The sequence below is a fragment of the Tumebacillus flagellatus genome (genome assembly GCF_000714935.1).
GTDB lineage: Bacteria > Bacillota > Bacilli > Tumebacillales > Tumebacillaceae > Tumebacillus > Tumebacillus flagellatus.
Genome location: NZ_JMIR01000010.1, coordinates 63,430 through 78,205, shown reverse-complemented (window position 1 = coordinate 78,205; position 14,776 = coordinate 63,430). Strand labels below are relative to the sequence as shown.

Here is a 14,776-nt window from a genome sequence, read left to right as displayed (position 1 = left end):
GACTCGCAATGAACTTCAAACGGATCGCTCTTAGCGGATGCCTGACTGCGGGACTCCTCCTGTCCGGCATACCGTGGAACACCGCCGCATTTGCGGACACCACCCTGAGCCTGCAACAGCAAGGTTCAGGGCTGACCGCAAGCGGCGTCTACACGAAAAACGGCCTCGCGCTTGGCGGCACGCCTGTCTTTCTCAGCGTCCGCGACAGCAGCGGACGCCTCTACTACGCCAATCAAGCGCTGACCGACAACAACGGGCGCTACCAGTTCCAGTGGTCGATGCCCGATCTCGCGGCGAACGGCGTGTACAGCGCGGAAGTGCACATCGAAGGAGATGTGGAAATCTCCACATTTTCGTATACATCCAGGGGCAACCAAAGCGATATCATCCTGCCCGTGGGTGATGGAGCCTACCGATTCACCGGAGAATTGAACTCCGGCGCGAAACAAGCGGTCGTCTATGACGCCGCAACCGGCCTCAGCTATGTAACTCCTGTCGGCAATTCCGTGCAAGTCACGATCGACGCGAATAAAGCCAAATCGCAGCTCTACGGAAGCCAATCGGGAACTACCTACCTGACCCTCTCCATCCCGACCAAAACGGACAAAAACACGGTCACCGTGCCCGGCGATGTCATCCGCCAACTGTCGGCGACGGCAGGAACGAACGCGCACCTGCTCGTTGCCGCTTCCGTCGGTTCCTTCGACCTCCCGCTTGCCGCAGTGCCCGGCGTGTTGCTTGACAACGTCAAAACGAACAGCGACGGAGCGTTGGTCTTCACCATCAACCGCGTTGACACGACCCGCTCCAACTCGTTGTCCGGCGAGTACCAAGCGCTTGGCACGTCTCCTCTGCTCCTGCCGGTGGAGTTTGGCGTCAGCGCCGTGTACAAAGGCCAAAGCTTGCCGATCACCGACTTTGGCAACAATTTCGTCCGCTGCTCAATCGATTTGACCGGTGCGAAGTTGACCAGCGGTTCCGTGACGAGCGCTCAGTTTTTGCAACCGCAGTCCGGGCATCTGGTGCCGACTCCGTCCTCGCTGTTTCGCGACACGGTCGGACACGGCAAACTCGTGATTGCCCGCACCGGTCCGGGGCTGTATGTGCCGATCCAAAACCAAAAGTCGTTTGACGACACGACGTACACCGCGATCAAACCCCGCATCCATGAACTCGCAGCCAAAGCGATCGTCAGCGGCAAGAGCGCCACGACGTTCGACCCGTTCGGCCCGATCACCCGCGCTGAATTCTCGACGCTGATGGTGCGTGCGCTCGGTCTTTCCGACAAACAGGGAAGTTCGAACTTCTATGACGTCCCGAGAGGTCAATGGTTCACCGACTACGTGAACATCGGATCGAGCCTCGGCCTGATCGCCGGATACACGCCAAACCAGTTCTCGCCGGAAGATCCGATCACGCGGGAACAGATGGCGGCCCTGCTCGCCAGAAGCCTCAGCTATGTGCAAACCCGCCCGTATGTCGACACCACCCGTGTCTTGGGCAACATCGCCGATGCCCCTTCTGTCTCGGGCTGGGCACGCGACGATGTGGCGTTGGCGATTCAGACCGGCATCATGCCCAACAGCGGCCTGATCGAACCGCAGCGAAACGCGACACGCGCCGAAAGCGCGGATATGCTCTACAACTTTTTGAACTACTTGAAGTTCCTGTAAGTCTACAAAAGCACCCGATGCCCTCGCGCATCGGGTGCTTTTTTTCACACGTAACCAAAAAGGAACGGGCAAACAAAAAGGGCACCTTCGCTCCTTGGCGACGGCACCCTTTTTAGTCAGTTGTGTGGATCATAGATTTGTACCCACAAATCCGTCCGATCCGGCAGGTTCGACTCGACTCTCACGCTCCCTCTTTTTACAGGCTGGAAGTGAACCGATGGACTCCTGCTTGCTGCGCTCCTTTCCTCTCGTGTTGACGACACTCGCACGGGTGAACGCTAGAATCGGACATATTCGGTGGTTGTTGCCTCCTCTCTCCCCTCCGCCGGCGTCGCCGTGGGGGATTTCTTGTTTTTATTATATCCAAACATTCAGATAATTCAAACACGATTTTTTCGACTGCGTTCTTGTTTTTCGGCGTTTTTTCAATGTTATCTTACGCAGACGACGAATCCCTCATCCTCTCTTCACAATACGGTAAAAAAGCCGGAGACACGCGTGTGTGCTCCGGCTTGGTGCAGCAAGCTTACTTGCCTTCGATATAGGTGTTTTTCAGTTCGTAATCGACGCCGAACGGGAAGGCGACGAGGTCCTTGACGTACGGTTTGGTTGCGAACGCTTTGCCGCGGAAGAAGATCGGGCCGATCGGCATGTCTTTCATCAGCAGTTTTTCCGCTTCGACGAGTTCTTGCGCGCGTTGTTTCGGATCGGCGGTGACTTTGGCGGAGTTGATCAGCTTGTCGTATTCCGGGTTGGAGTACGAAACCGAGTTGAACTCGTTCTTGGTCACGAACATGTCGAGGAAAGTCATCGGGTCGTTGTAGTCCGCGCCCCACAGGGTGACGGAGATCGTGTAGTCTTGCTTTTTCTCACGTTCCAGACGGAGTTTGAACGGAACGTTTTCGATGTCGACGTTGACGCCGAGTTTGGTGCGCCATTGTTCCTTGAGGAACTCGCCGGCTTTCTTCGCAACGTCGGAATCGTCGACGAGCAGTTTCAGCTTGAGGTCGTTTGCGGTCATGCCCGCTTCTTTCAAGCCGTCTTCGAGCATTTGTTTGACTTCGGCATCGGTGTGCTTGGTCAAGGTGTCGCCCGCCGTTTTGCGGAATTCGCCGCCTGCGGAGTCCGAGGTGCCGTCCGGAACGAAGCCGGTTGCGCCCTTGGTGCCGTTGTGGTAGATGATGTCCGCGTACATGTCGCGGTCAACCGCCCAAGTCAGCGCGGTGCGGATCTTGCTGTTTTCCAGACCCTTCACAGCCGGGTTGAAAATCAGGTAGCCGTTGGTGAGTTCGTTTTGAACGGAGTACTCGTCTTTGCGGTCTTTGTATTGGTCGATGAAATCGCGCACGAGGCCGACGCGGTCAATTTGTCCCGCTTCGTACATGTTGACGGCTGCCGAGGTGTCTTTGACGACGTCAAACGAGACCTTGGAGAGCTTGACGGTCTTGGCATCCCAGTAGGTGTCGTTTTTCGCGATGTTGACGCTGGTTTCATGCACCCAGTCCGAAATCTTGAACGGGCCGTTGGAGAGCGAAGTTTCTACAGAGGTCCCGAAGTCTTTGCCTTTGGACTCGACGAATTTCTGGTCGAGCGGGAAGAACGTCGGGAACGCCATTTGGTTCAAGAAGTACGGGGTCGGGTTGTTCAGGGTGACGACGACCGTTTTGTCGTCTTTCGCCTGGATGCCGACTTCGTCAGCAGAGCCCTTGCCGGTGTTGTATTCATTCGCGCCTTTGACCGTTTTGAGCATGAACGCGTATTGGGACGCGGTCTTCGGGTCGAGAGTGCGCTTCCAGGAGTACACGAAGTCGCCCGCGGTTACCGGGTCGCCGTTCGACCATTTCGCGTCGCGAAGGTGGAAGGTGTAGGTTTTGCCGTCCGGAGAGATTTCCCAAGACGAAGCCATGCCCGGAACGGCTTTGCCGTCTTTGTCGAGACGCACGAAGCCTTCCATCGTGTTGGACAGAATGTTAAACGAGTATTGGTCCGTTGCCAGCGCAATGTCGGAAGTCGGAAGGTCGTCGCCCATCGTCAAGTGCAGTTCTTGCGGGGAGTTGTCGCCCTGCCCCGATGCTTCGTTGCTGCTGCCGCAACCGACGAGCACGCTGCCCATGAAAACAGCAGCCATCGCGGTGCCGATCCACTTTTTGTTCATCAGTTTCTCCTCCTGCTATCTATCATTTGAATCTATTTTTCCGTTCTGGTATAGGACTATGATAGGCGAGGCAAATTATATAGTCAATATATGAACTAATTGTCCAAACTTTAGGAACCTTTGCAACAGTAAAAAGAGACCCATTAGCGGGTCTCTTCTAAGTAGCGGATTTCTTCAAATTAGTGAGCTTCTTCAAAAAACCGCAACACTTCGTCCGCCACTTCGTCGGAGTGATCAAACGTCATCAGATGCTCGGAGTTCGGGATGACCACTGTTTTGTGAAAGGGAAGTCCGGCACTGTAGCGTTCGATGTTCGCGAATTTCTGCGGAAGCAACTCCGCTTCTTGGTCGCAAGGCATGAACAGCACAGGACATTGGATCTTCGCGTAATATTCCATCCAATCCCGACCGAAGATATCGTGGAAAATCTCAAAGCGCTGCGCCGTCGTCTGTTTCGGCGCGACGCGACCGTCCTCCGTCTCGCGCAGCACGGCGGCGGCGACGGCACGTTCCTTGAGCAGATTCCACGGCTCCCATTGGCGGAATTTTTGCTCGTACTCTTCCCGCGAGGCGTAGGTCGCCTGCGGATACTGTGTGCGCAGCATGGTTTCCGCCTCTTCGCGGGTCATGCCGTGAAAGCGGGCACCGGGGTCGGTGTCGCTGTTCAGCGCCGCTTCGATGTTGACCAGCGACAAGGCGCGCTCCGGGTACTTCGCCGCAAAGCAAGTGGCTGCGTCGCCGCCGAGCGAGTTGCCGACGAAGTGCGCTTTGTCGATTCCCAGATGGTCGAGCACGGCGCGCAGGTCTTCCGCCATGATGTCCAGCGTGTACCCGCTCTCCGGCTGGTCGGAGTGGCCGAAGCCGCGCAAGTCGAGGGCGATGACGCGGTAGTTCGGAGTGAAGCGCGGGATGATGTCCTGCCACATCACCGTCTGCCCGCCTTGGTACGGCAGCAGGAGCAGCGCTTCGCCTGCGGTGCTGTGCTCTTCTACAAATAACTCGATTCCGTTTGCCGGGATGCGCATCGATTTCATTTACGTTCCACCTCTTCCATATCTTTCTAGCGATTCTAGCAGATTGCGGAAGAAAAAAAAAGAGCCACTTTGGAAGTGGCCCTTTCTCGGGACGGATTAGCCGCGGGTTTTGCGGAATTCCGGGTTGTGCTCGGCTTTGACTTTGGTGTAGATACCGCCGCGAACGTTGAAGTCGCCTTCGACTTCCATCCAACGCGGATCGAGTGCTTCGACAAGGTCGTTGAGGATGAGGTTGGTGACGTCTTCGTGGAAGTGGCCTTCTTCACGGAAGGTCCAGAGGTAGAGTTTCAGGGATTTCAGCTCGATGAGCTTCGGGCCCGGAACGTAGCGGACGGTGATGGTGGCGAAGTCCGGTTGGCCGGTCACCGGGCAGAGCGCGGTGAATTCCGGGCAGCGGATTTCCACTTCGTAATCGCGGTCGGGATGCGGGTTCGGAACGGGATGCAGTTCTTTAGACGGTTTCGTCGACATATGTAAGGACCTCCAAACAAGGTGTAAAAGTCTAAATTTCAATATATATCAGAGCTGGCATGCGGTCAAGGCAAAAAGCCTGCGCGGTGCAGGCTTACTATTGTTGTTGCGTCGGATCGTTGTGCATGGGGTTCATCCCATGGCCTTTTTGCGGTTGGTGGCGGTTGAGTTGGAATTGCGGCGCCGCTTGGCCTAGCTGTTGGTACATCTGGTTGGCGGATTGCTGCAGTTGGCGCAGTTGCGCTTCTTCTTGGCGTTGGTCGAAGTACATTTGTTGCGGGAATCCTTGGGTGCCCAGTTGGTTGGACATCATGCGGGTGGTTTCGTTTTCGTGGCGGATCAGCGAGCCGATCATCTGGCGAACTTGGCGCAGTTCGACTTGAAGACGGGCGATTTCCGATTCGAGTTGGTGCAGTTGTTGTTGCATGACAGTTCCTCCTGACCGTGATCAAGAAATTGCGTTCCTTTCCTACATTGCCCTTTTTGTGCGGGTTTTATAAAAAAGGGATGCATATTTGTTCCAAGGTGCGGGTCAGGATAGGATAGGACGATTTTATTGAACCGCGAGGAGGAAGATCAGATGCAAGAGAGCATTCTACGCATGTCTGGACAGGTGCAGGCGATGCAACAGGAAGTGGCGGAGTTGCAGCAGCTGGCGTCGCAGTTGGCCCAGTCGAACATGAGCCGGTTCCAGCAGTTGCAAGGGATGAGCCGGAACAACAACGATTTCTATCAACTGGCGGGCAATGAGCAAGCGTCCGTGCAGATGTTGTACAATTTGACGCGCGTCTGTGAGGAGATGAACCAGCATCTGCGCAACATCTCGACGATGATGTCGCCGAGGTCACAGCAGGGTCAAGGGCAGAACCAAGGTTTGCAAGGGGTGCAGGGGTCGAACAGCCGCTCGTTCTCGGTACAGTCGGGTACGATGCAGCAGTCCTCGGCCTCGCAGGGTCAGATGTCGCAACAGGCGCCGGAAGGGCCGATCGCGACCGACACCACGCACATCCGCCGCATGACCTCGGCGACTGATGAGAACAACCAGTTGGATGCGACGATGACGCTCAGTTCGGATGCGAACCAAGGCGGGTCGATGCAGTCGGGATCGCAAGGGCAAAGTCAGAATCAAGGTCAAAGTCCAATGCAAAACCAACAAAGCCAACAAAACCAAGGAGGCGGCTCGTCCTCGCTTTCGCAGATGGCGATGATGCAACCGGTCCTGAGCACGTCCCAGTTGCAACAGCAACAACAGCAAGGCGGCATGGGGCAGTCTGCAATGGGACAAGGCTCGATGAGCCAAGGCTATATGGGTCAATCCTCCATGAACCAAAGCGGCGGCGCGGGCAAGGCGAAGGGCTTTGTCAGCACGCAAGGCACGACACAGGGCTCCATGAACCTCGGCGGAACGGGCCAAGGCGCTTCCATGAGCCAAGGCAGCATGAATCAAGGCTCCATGAACGCGATGAACCAAGGCGCCTCCCAACCCAGCCTGAAATCCGGCCACCAACAGCAACAACAGAACCCAAACCAGATGAGCATGCAACAAATCGCCCATTCCATCGAAACCGATCTCAAAGGCAATTCCAACGAACACCGCGAAGAACCGCATCACCAGCTCTACCCGTACAACCGCTTCACCACCTGATCCTCCCGTCTCCCATAAGCCACAAAAAAAGACCCCTCTCCACCAGAGGGGTCTTTTCAATCTTCCTATGTACCGCTCCTAATGCACGTGCCCCTGACGCTTCTTCAACGCCTCTTGATAGTGCTCGTACAACATCTTCTGCCGGTCGCTGTCCTTGATCGTCGACAAGTACGCCTCGCGCAGATCCAGCCGTTCATCCGGCGTCATGATCGTTTCAAAATCGGCGGCAATCAACGCCACAACCTGCTGGCGCTCCGTCGCCGACCACGTCAAAAACTGCTCATACGGCAGCATCATCATATCCAGCCGAAACTGCGCCAACATCTCTTTGGGAAACTCCTCATACTTGATGCCCATGACGACACCCCTTTCGCTTCTCCGTTATCGTATCACAAACGCCCGCGCCATCTCCACAAAAAACCCCCCTGCCGCCGACAACCTTCCACAAGAACAGCGAAAACGAAATCCGCACCCCGCCAACACGCCGGGAGCTTTGGCGGCTGAACCTCTTCCTCTTGCTGTTTCACTCGATCTTCGAAGACACGCTCATGTTCGCCCTCTACCCTGTCCCGCTCCTCGCCATCGCCCTCACCCGCTTCGCCGTCGCGTGGCTGGTCTGCCGCCTGTGAGTTTCCAGTTGTGAGGTTTTGGTGTAGAGTTTTGAATAGATGCTTCCATGAACCGTTCCTCGCTCTCGTAAGATGCTTTCCTTGTACTGAATTTTTTCTGGATTCGAAATATAGGGTGTTGGAAGAAGGGGATTGCTTGATGAGTGTGTTTCGGCGTGTCGGTTTTTGGTTTGATGTGATCCGCACGTGGTGGCTGGACCGACCCTTCCGTCCGGGGCGCGTGCTCGGGAAGCGCTATGTGATTGAAAAGTGTCTCGGCATGGGCAGTTACGGCATCTCGTACCTGTGCCGGGATTTGCAAAGCGGGACGCGCCGCGTGTTGAAGCAAGTGCGCCCGACGAGACGGCACGGGGCGAAAGGGTATCCGATTTTTGAGTATGAGACGTCGATTTTGGAAGGGTTGGATCACCCGGCGATTCCGAAGTTGTATGATCGATTCCAGCATCGCGGACATTGGTTTTTTGCGATGGAATATATGGAGGGCGTCAATTTAGAGGACGCGATTTTTGCAGAGGAACTGAAGTTCACGGAGCGGGAGTCGTTGCAGATGATTCGCGACCTGCTGGACGTCGTGGCGTACGTTCATGAGCGAAAGATCGTGCACCGCGACGTGCGGATTCCAAACGTCATCTTGCAGGACGGCCGGCTCAAGTTGATCGACTTCGGCCTCGCCCGCCGCTTGGGCGACAAACCGACGCAGGTGGCGGAAGATCTGCGGGACTACATGATCGAGAAGCAGATCAAGCGGGAAGTGGAGTTTCGCAGCGATTTCTATTCGATGGGACACTTCTTGTTGTTTTTGTTGTACACAAGCTATGAGCCGGACGCGGAAGAAGAGCGCAGTTGGGAGGAAGAGCTGAACCTGCACCCGCGCACCCGGACGCTGCTGCGCCGCATGCTGCAACTGGAAGCACCCTCCTTCGCGGATGCCGAAGAACTGGCGGCCGCGTTGGAGGAAGCGATTCGCGCCCTGTCTTAGTGTAAGAAAACAACCTCCACCCAACTCGCGGGCGGAGGTTGTTTGGTTATGTGTATTACGAGGAAAAGATGCTGAACGAAAAGCTGTGGTGCTTCCTCTTGTAATGATGGTGTCCGTGATTGGAGTGACCGTGATGGTGATGATGATCGCTGGAGCTGTAGTGGTGTATCACCGGCCGATGATAATGATGGTGGTCACTGGAGCTGTACGAACGATGGTGGTGGTGATGATGATGGTGACGATGGCTGGAGCTATAATGATGCGTCGCTTCGTGCAGGACTTTTTTGATGAATCGACCGAAAGACATTTCCGGTTCCCCCTCAAAAGGTTTTATACCTCTATCTACGGAAGAATTGCAGGAAAGTTTCGCGAAAAAGTGATCGGAACCATCTTCGCTTCCGGTTTTCGTTGTCCGCTTTATTTCTCTTCCGGCCAGTGGAACTGCGGCACGGCCATGATGCCGTCTGTCAGCGTATACTGGGACAGACTGCCCGCTTTGGCTTGGATGACGATGTAGTGCAAATCTTCGGTGGAGTTGTTTCGCCAGCAGCGCACGCCGGCCGGTGCCACGCGCACAGCCGAGCCTTCCCGCACGTCGAGAACTTGGCCGTCAACGTAGAACTGGCCTTGGCCTTTGACGAACAGGTACAGTTCCTCGTTTTCCTTATGCGCGTGCGCGTACGGCACTTGAGTGCCCGGTTTCATCACGCCAAGCGAAACTTCCATCCCGTTCAGGCCGAGTGCTTCGTTCAGAAACACTTTGCCCGGAAATTTGAACTGCGGCAACGGCGAGAACACGTACTCCATCATCTCGTTCCACGGTCCCGCATGCGCCGCCGTAAAGTTTTCGCCTTGCACAAGTCCGCCTTTCATTTCCATCTTAATCCCTCTTTTCTTTGTTTGATGATTTCAGGATACCGAAGTATAAAGTACCAGTAAAATGTTTTTTGCAAACGAGCAGGGGATGAATAGTTCGGCGACGTAGTTACTAGTAATAAGCAGGTGTAGAAATGAAGGGATTTCGATGAGTCATGATTTGGTTTGATAAGTTTTTTATCAACTTGTGTATTCTGGTGACATGCTTGTTCTTCTTGCACCAATTCTTCAAGGACCGCATGATCAAGCAGGGCGATCCGCAGTACAAACAGATCGTGTTCGGATTGGTCATGGGCCTGCTCGGGTGTTTGCTCATGCACTACTCGCTGCTGCTCGCTTTTGGCGCGGTGTTCGATTTGCGGATGATTCCGATCTTTCTCGCCGCCTCGTTTGCCGGATGGCCGGCGGCGCTGGTCACAGCGGTGGTGGAAGCCGTCGGGCGCATCCTGATGTTCTCTTGGTCCCCCACCACATCCGTTGCCGGTCTTGTGCTGCTGGTGACGGCCATTGTCAGCGGGATTGTCGTTCAATTTGTGCCGAACAACGCTCGGCGCTGGATGTACATGGTCTTCATGAATGCGATCATCGTCAGTATCGGCTCGATCTACGCCGTGCCGAACGTGCGCTTGCGGTTGTTGGTCGTGTTGCAATACACGATTGTGCTCGCCGTCGCCTCTCTGTTTACGTACTTGCTGGTGCACCACTTGATCCGCGCGCACGAAATGTTCGTGAAAATTCGCGACTCCGCTGCCGTCGACTTCCTCACGGGGCTGAACAACGTCCGCACGTTTGACGCGGCGATCAATACGATGTTGCAGAAGAATGTTGAGCACGGCGAAGCGCTCTCCTTTCTCATGATCGACATCGACCATTTCAAAAAAGTAAACGACACGTACGGCCATCCCGCCGGCGACGAAGTGCTCAAACAACTGAGCGAGCAACTGAGCCGCGTCTCGCGCAGCCTCGATGTCGTCTCCCGCAACGGCGGCGAGGAATTCTCCGTCATCTTGCCAAAATGCCCGCGCGAGTACGCGTATCAAGTCGCTGAACGCATCCGTTCCGCCGTCGAGCGCCATCCGTTTCAGTTGCCGGACGGTCAGGTGATCGGAGTGACGATCTCCATCGGCCTCGCCGTCTCCACGAAGGAGCAACCGCTTAGCGTTGATGAGTTGGTGCACCTCGCCGACGAGGGTTTGTACCAAGCGAAGCGCACGGGACGCAACCGGGTGTGCGAAGTGCAGTCGACAAACGCTTGATGAAAGCAACCGAACAAGCAAGACCCAACCGCGGCATGCGGTTGGGTCTTATTTGTCGGAGCGGTTTTGTTATTTCCCGGCGAGGCCTTGGTCCCAGATCGCGCCGTCTTGGTAGAGGTCTTTGCGGACTTGGTCCCAGCCGCCGAGGTACTTGATGTCGTAGAGACCCGGCGGAGTTTTGTATTGGCTTTCGTATTGCTTGGCGACGGCGGGGTCGACGGGACGGAAGCCTTTGTCGGCGAACGCTTGTTGCGCTTCCGGTGTCCAGAGGAAGTCGAGGAACGCGTCGGCCGCTTGGCGCACGCCGTGCTTGTCGGCGTTTTTGTCCACGACGGCTGCCGGGTTTTCGATCAAGATCGTGTCGTTCGGAACGATGATGGTGTAGTGCTGGCCTTCGAGGTTGCGGCCGATCAGTTCGTTTTCGTACGTGACGACGACGTCGCCGGTGCCGTTTTCAAACGTGGTCATCGAAGCGCGGCCCGACTTGTCGAGGGCTTTGACGTTTTTCTGGACGCGCTTGAGCAGGTCGGCGGCGTAGGCGGGGTCTTTTTTGCCTTGCGCTTCCGAGTGTTTGAGGCCGCCGCCGTAGATCGCGTTGACGTCCCATTGCGCCCCGCCGGACGTCTTCGGATTCGGGATGAGCACGCCGACGCCCGGTTTCGCGAGGTCTTCCCAGTCCTTGATCCCCTTGGGATTGCCTTCACGGGTGCCCAGTGCGGCGACAGAGTTGGTGATCATGCCGTTGTGCGGCTTCGTGCGCCAGTCGGTCGTGATCAGGCCGGCTTTTTGGATCGTATCGATGTCCGCTTCCAGCGACAGCACCGCGATGTCCGCTTCAAACCCGCCTGCGATGGCGCGGGCTTGGGTGCCGGACGCTTCGTACGATTCTTGGAATTTCACGGTTTGGCCGGTTTTCTCTTTCCATTGTTTTTGGAAGGCGGGGATGATCACTTTGAACGCTTCTTGCGGCGTGGAGTACGCGCCGAGGATGAGGGTGATTTCCTTGGCGTCTTGGCCGCCCGTCGAGTCGCCCGACGAGGATGTGGCGGTGGACGAGCCGCAAGCGGTCAGGACGGTCATCGAAGCGAGCAAGAGCGCGGACAGGGCGAGTTTGGTTTTGTTTTTCATGGGATGGTTCTCTCCTTGTTCTTCTAGATCGCGCGGGTGTTGGCGCGTTTGAGTTCGTTTTCGAGAAAGAGGCTTTGCTCGTCGTGGAAGAGGTGCAGGGAGTGGATGAGCACGGCGACCTGCTCGCCGGGGAGCAGAGTTTCTTTTTCCAACGTGCGGTGGGCGAGCAAGCGGTGTTCGCCCACTTCGACTTCCACTTGCCAGACGGAACCGCGGAACTGGACGCTTCGCACAATGCCGAGAGCGGCGGCGGAGAGGTTGGAAATTTCGTGCTCGCGGCCGACTTCGATCGCTTCCGGGCGGATCAGGACACGGGCTTTCTCGCTGTGCGGACGGGGAGCCGATTCGAAGCCGACGATGTGCGCCGGGTTGTGCAAGAGGTTCGATTCGCCGAGGAAGCCCGCGACAAACGGGGTAAGCGGCTCCTTGTAGACTTGCCACGGCGTGCCTTTTTGTTCGAGGCGGCCTTGGTTTATGATCATAATCTCATCGGCGACTTCGACCGCTTCCTCTTGGTCGTGCGTGACGAAGATCGAGGTGATGCCCACGCGGGAGATCATCTCGCGCAGCCACGTGCGCAGTTCTTTGCGAACTTTGGCGTCGATGGCGGCAAACGGCTCGTCGAGCAAGAGCAGTTGCGGGGACGGCGCCAAGGCGCGGGCGAACGCGACCCGTTGGCGCTGGCCGCCCGAAAGTTGGTGCGGGGCGCGGTTTTCTAAGCCCTGCAAGCCGATCAACTCGATCATTTCGTGGACGCGGTCGCGGATTTCGGACTTGGACTTGCGCTGTACGGTCAAGCCGAACGCGATGTTGTCAAACACGCTCATGTGTTTAAACAGCGCGTAGTTTTGAAACACGAACCCGATGCCGCGCTCTTGCGGGGGGAGGTGGTTGACTTTGTTGCCTTGAAACAGAATCTCGCCCGCGTCCGGCTTCTCCAGACCCGCCAGCATCCGCAAGATCGTGGTCTTGCCGCCTCCCGACGGCCCGAGCAAGCCGATCAGTTTGCCCTGTTCAATCTCGAAATTCACATGGTCAACGGCCGACACGCGGCCGAATTTCTTGCTCAAGTTGCGCACTTCGATCTGCATCCGCCTACACTTCCTTTCTTCTCTTCGCCCATTCGAGGGTCATGAGCACGACGATGGAGAATCCCGCCAGCACGAACGCCAGCGAGTTGGCGGCGACGAAGTTGAAATTCTCCACCTGTTGATAGACAAGCGTAGTCGCCGATTGGGTTTTGTTGATGATGTTGCCGGAGACGACGAGCACCGCGCCGAATTCGCCGAGCGCGCGTGCGACGGTGAGCACGACGCCGTAGAGCACGCCCCAGCGGATCGACGGCCACGTGACGCGCCAGAACGTGCGCCACGAACCTGCCCCCAGCGTGTAGGCGGCTTCCTCTTGATCGGTGCCGATCTCCTGCAACACCGGCATCACTTCGCGCACCATCAGCGGGAAGGTGACAAACAGCGTGGCGAGGATCATGCCGGGCAGCGCGAAGACGATTTTCACCCCGTGATCTTCCAAAAAAGCCCCCAGCGCCGTGTGCGGTCCGAGCAACAAGAGAATCATCAGCCCGCCGATGATCGGCGACACGGCGAACGGCAAGTCGACGACGGCGTTCAGAAACTGCCGGATGCGCCGCGAGATTCCCGTCTCGCGCACGAGCAGCATGGCAAGCAAGACTCCAAACAGCGTGTTCAGCGCGGTGACGGCTCCGACGAGGATGCCGGAGATGAGAAACGCGTGCAGAGCTTGCGGATCGGTCAGCGCGCTCCAAAAGCCGGAGAATCCGGTGGAGAACGCGCTGGAAAGCACTTGCCCCAGCGGAATGATCAAGAGGAGCAGAAACACCAGATAGGTGACGGTGATGTTCAGTTTTTTCATCGGGCGTCCTTCCTCTCCGTCAGCAAGTTGACGCTCCAGAGCACGAGGAACGACAGCGTGAGGAGCAGCACGGAAACGGCGGCGGCACCGCTCGGGTTGGAGCTTTCGACATTGCCGTAGATTTGCACGGACGCGGTCAACGTCTTGCCGGGGATGTTGCCCGCGACGAGGACGACCGCGCCGAATTCCGCGAGGGCGCGGGAGAACGCGAGCATCGCGCCGCCGATCACGCCCGGCCGCATCGCCGGGAAGATCACGCGCCAGAACGTCCCGGAGCGCGTAGCCCCGAGCGTATAGGACGCTTCCTCCTCCGAGGGGTCGAGTTCTTCGAGCAAAGGTTGAATCGTGCGGATCACAAACGGGAATGTCACGAAGATCATCGCGAGCACGATCGCCGGCTGTTGGTAGACGATCTCGATGTTGTGCCCCGCCAGCCAACTGCCCAGCCAGCTTTGCGGTCCCAACAAGAGCAAGATCATCAGCCCGCCAACCGCCGTCGGCAACGCGAACGGCAAATCGACGAGCGAATTCAGCAAGCGGCGTCCAGGAAATCGGTAGCGCACGAGCGCCCACGCCAGCATCGTGCCAAGCGCGGTGTTGATCAGCGTGGCGATCACCGCCAGTTTGATCGTCAGCAGCACGGAATCCCACGCGATCGGCTGGAGAATGCTCTCTGCAAAGTGCGCCCAGCCTCCCGACAGCCCTTGGACGTAGATGCCGAGAATCGGGACGAGAATCAACAAGAGGAAGTACACGAGTACGGTGCTTTGCACACTGCGCCTGAGCCAGCGTTTGTTCTGAATCATGTCCGGTTGGTGCCCCTTTCGCCAGTATTCATAACGTTCTCTTATGGGCGGCATTAGACTTTCTTATCTTCACGATGTACAGCGTATACCGTACACCTGTCCGCTGTGCCAGGGTTCCGGCGATTTTGACAATCATTTTGACAAAAAGAAAAGCTCCAACCCCACCCCGAGCGCACGACAAAGTCAACTCATGCAGTCGGGGTGTGGTTGGAGCCTTCGGTGGTCCGATCGGCT

14 protein-coding genes and 1 pseudogene are annotated in these 14,776 nt (G+C 56.8%); 4 read left to right on the top strand and 11 right to left on the bottom strand.

Going from position 1 to position 14,776, the window contains the following annotated elements:
• Positions 1-8 precede the first annotated feature (8 nt).
• Positions 9-1,673 (top strand): S-layer homology domain-containing protein, encoded by a 1,665-nt coding sequence (locus EL26_RS08865; RefSeq protein WP_038087023.1) that lies wholly within the window; start codon positions 9-11, stop codon positions 1,671-1,673.
• Between the two features lie 526 nt (positions 1,674-2,199).
• Here EL26_RS08865 and EL26_RS08860 read toward each other — a convergent pair.
• From EL26_RS08860 to EL26_RS08845, 4 genes and pseudogenes are all read right to left on the bottom strand, one after another.
• Entirely contained in the window at positions 2,200-3,828 is a 1,629-nt protein-coding gene (locus EL26_RS08860; RefSeq protein ID WP_052036163.1) for a peptide ABC transporter substrate-binding protein, read from the bottom strand.
• A 179-nt stretch (positions 3,829-4,007) separates the two neighbouring features.
• A complete protein-coding gene (locus tag EL26_RS23615; RefSeq protein WP_052036162.1) occupies positions 4,008-4,862 on the bottom strand; it encodes an alpha/beta fold hydrolase in 855 nt (284 codons plus the stop codon).
• Positions 4,863-4,994: 132 nt separating this feature from the next.
• Positions 4,995-5,333 (bottom strand): annotated as a pseudogene (queF, locus tag EL26_RS08850) (preQ(1) synthase); the annotation flags it as partial.
• A 97-nt stretch (positions 5,334-5,430) separates the two neighbouring features.
• A complete protein-coding gene (locus tag EL26_RS08845; RefSeq protein ID WP_038087016.1) occupies positions 5,431-5,760 on the bottom strand; it encodes a hypothetical protein in 330 nt (109 codons plus the stop codon).
• Between the two features lie 153 nt (positions 5,761-5,913).
• On the opposite strand from EL26_RS08845, the gene EL26_RS08840 reads away from it, so the two are divergent.
• Positions 5,914-6,978 carry a hypothetical protein gene (locus tag EL26_RS08840; RefSeq protein ID WP_038087013.1) on the top strand — a complete coding sequence of 355 codons (1,065 nt, stop codon included), beginning with the start codon at positions 5,914-5,916 and terminating at the stop codon, positions 6,976-6,978.
• A 78-nt stretch (positions 6,979-7,056) separates the two neighbouring features.
• Here EL26_RS08840 and EL26_RS08835 read toward each other — a convergent pair whose 3' ends face one another.
• Positions 7,057-7,335: a hypothetical protein gene (locus EL26_RS08835; protein WP_038087010.1), complete on the bottom strand. Its 279-nt coding sequence runs from the start codon at positions 7,333-7,335 to the stop codon at positions 7,057-7,059.
• Positions 7,336-7,746: 411 nt separating this feature from the next.
• On the opposite strand from EL26_RS08835, the gene EL26_RS08830 reads away from it, so the two are divergent.
• Positions 7,747-8,586, top strand: coding sequence for a serine/threonine protein kinase (locus tag EL26_RS08830; RefSeq protein WP_052036161.1), 840 nt, complete (start codon positions 7,747-7,749; stop codon positions 8,584-8,586).
• Positions 8,587-8,641: 55 nt separating this feature from the next.
• On the opposite strand, the gene EL26_RS24920 is transcribed toward EL26_RS08830, so the two are convergent.
• Positions 8,642-8,893, bottom strand: a complete 252-nt coding sequence (locus EL26_RS24920; RefSeq protein ID WP_038087006.1) for a hypothetical protein — start codon at positions 8,891-8,893, stop codon at positions 8,642-8,644.
• Between the two features lie 110 nt (positions 8,894-9,003).
• Positions 9,004-9,465, bottom strand: coding sequence for a cupin domain-containing protein (locus tag EL26_RS08820; RefSeq protein ID WP_052036160.1), 462 nt, complete (start codon positions 9,463-9,465; stop codon positions 9,004-9,006).
• A 152-nt stretch (positions 9,466-9,617) separates the two neighbouring features.
• Here EL26_RS08820 and EL26_RS08815 point away from each other — a divergent pair, with 152 nt between their 5' ends.
• On the top strand, positions 9,618-10,718 hold the full coding sequence (locus EL26_RS08815; protein WP_052036159.1) for a GGDEF domain-containing protein: 1,101 nt from the start codon (positions 9,618-9,620) through the stop codon (positions 10,716-10,718).
• A gap of 69 nt (positions 10,719-10,787) precedes the next feature.
• On the opposite strand, the gene EL26_RS08810 is transcribed toward EL26_RS08815, so the two are convergent.
• The 4 genes from EL26_RS08810 to cysT are packed head-to-tail and all read right to left on the bottom strand — an operon-like array spanning position 10,788 to position 14,542.
• On the bottom strand, positions 10,788-11,846 hold the full coding sequence (locus EL26_RS08810) for a sulfate ABC transporter substrate-binding protein (RefSeq protein ID WP_038087004.1): 1,059 nt from the start codon (positions 11,844-11,846) through the stop codon (positions 10,788-10,790).
• 23 nt (positions 11,847-11,869) lie between these two features.
• Entirely contained in the window at positions 11,870-12,937 is a 1,068-nt protein-coding gene (locus EL26_RS08805; RefSeq protein WP_038087002.1) for a sulfate/molybdate ABC transporter ATP-binding protein, read from the bottom strand.
• Positions 12,938-12,941: 4 nt separating this feature from the next.
• The gene (locus EL26_RS08800; protein WP_038087000.1) at positions 12,942-13,736 is read right to left on the bottom strand and encodes a sulfate ABC transporter permease subunit; all 795 of its coding nucleotides are present in this window, start codon (positions 13,734-13,736) and stop codon (positions 12,942-12,944) included.
• On the bottom strand, positions 13,733-14,542 hold the full coding sequence (gene cysT, locus EL26_RS08795; RefSeq protein ID WP_038086994.1) for a sulfate ABC transporter permease subunit CysT: 810 nt from the start codon (positions 14,540-14,542) through the stop codon (positions 13,733-13,735). The genes EL26_RS08800 and cysT overlap by 4 nt, the downstream gene beginning before the upstream one ends.
• Between the last annotated feature and the right edge of the window lie 234 nt (positions 14,543-14,776).

Bases quoted from the DNA above. Each gene is read 5' to 3' on its own strand.
- EL26_RS08865 (WP_038087023.1), top strand. From the start codon at position 9: ATGAACTTCAAACGGATCGCTCTTAGCGGATGCCTGACTGCGGGACTC.
- EL26_RS08805 (WP_038087002.1), bottom strand. From the start codon at position 12,937: ATGCAGATCGAAGTGCGCAACTTGAGCAAGAAATTCGGCCGCGTGTCG.
- EL26_RS08800 (WP_038087000.1), bottom strand. From the start codon at position 13,736: ATGAAAAAACTGAACATCACCGTCACCTATCTGGTGTTTCTGCTCCTC.
- EL26_RS08835 (WP_038087010.1), bottom strand. From the start codon at position 7,335: ATGGGCATCAAGTATGAGGAGTTTCCCAAAGAGATGTTGGCGCAGTTT.
- EL26_RS08830 (WP_052036161.1), top strand. From the start codon at position 7,747: ATGAGTGTGTTTCGGCGTGTCGGTTTTTGGTTTGATGTGATCCGCACG.
- cysT (WP_038086994.1), bottom strand. From the start codon at position 14,542: ATGATTCAGAACAAACGCTGGCTCAGGCGCAGTGTGCAAAGCACCGTA.
- EL26_RS08815 (WP_052036159.1), top strand. From the start codon at position 9,618: ATGATTTGGTTTGATAAGTTTTTTATCAACTTGTGTATTCTGGTGACA.
- EL26_RS08840 (WP_038087013.1), top strand. From the start codon at position 5,914: ATGCAAGAGAGCATTCTACGCATGTCTGGACAGGTGCAGGCGATGCAA.
- EL26_RS08845 (WP_038087016.1), bottom strand. From the start codon at position 5,760: ATGCAACAACAACTGCACCAACTCGAATCGGAAATCGCCCGTCTTCAA.
- EL26_RS08810 (WP_038087004.1), bottom strand. From the start codon at position 11,846: ATGAAAAACAAAACCAAACTCGCCCTGTCCGCGCTCTTGCTCGCTTCG.
- EL26_RS23615 (WP_052036162.1), bottom strand. From the start codon at position 4,862: ATGAAATCGATGCGCATCCCGGCAAACGGAATCGAGTTATTTGTAGAA.
- EL26_RS08860 (WP_052036163.1), bottom strand. From the start codon at position 3,828: ATGAACAAAAAGTGGATCGGCACCGCGATGGCTGCTGTTTTCATGGGC.
- EL26_RS08820 (WP_052036160.1), bottom strand. From the start codon at position 9,465: ATGGAAATGAAAGGCGGACTTGTGCAAGGCGAAAACTTTACGGCGGCG.
- EL26_RS24920 (WP_038087006.1), bottom strand. From the start codon at position 8,893: ATGTCTTTCGGTCGATTCATCAAAAAAGTCCTGCACGAAGCGACGCAT.